Source organism: Methylobacterium sp. J-088 (assembly GCF_022829295.1).
GTDB lineage: Bacteria > Pseudomonadota > Alphaproteobacteria > Rhizobiales > Beijerinckiaceae > Methylobacterium.
Map to the genome: position 1 here is coordinate 1 of NZ_JAKSYH010000237.1, position 349 is coordinate 349.

General features: G+C 73.6%; 1 protein-coding gene. It reads right to left on the reverse strand.

Annotated elements, in window-relative coordinates:
• Window positions 1-349, reverse strand: a 349-nt coding sequence (locus MKK63_RS25790) for a methyl-accepting chemotaxis protein (protein ID WP_244006703.1), incomplete at both ends; no start/stop codon positions are given.

Consider the following 349-nt stretch of genomic DNA (forward strand, 5'->3'; position numbering starts at 1 on the left):
GCTGGTCACCTCGCCGGTGCCCTGCGCCGCCTGCCCGACATTGCGCACGATCTCCTGCGTGGCCGCGCCCTGCTGCCCGACCGCCGCCGCGATCGTGGTCGCCACAGCGGTGAGCTCAGGGAGCCGCGCCGTGATCGTGCCGATCGCGCCGACCGCCTGACCGGTCCCGCCCTGAACCCGGCCGATCTGCTGGCCGATCGCCTCGGTCGCCTTGGCGGTCTGCTCGGCCAGCGCCTTGACCTCGGAGGCAACCACCGCGAAGCCACGGCCTGCGGCGCCGGCCCGCGCCGCTTCGATCGTGGCGTTCAGCGCGAGCAGGTTGGTCTGGCCGGCGATCGATGTGATCAGC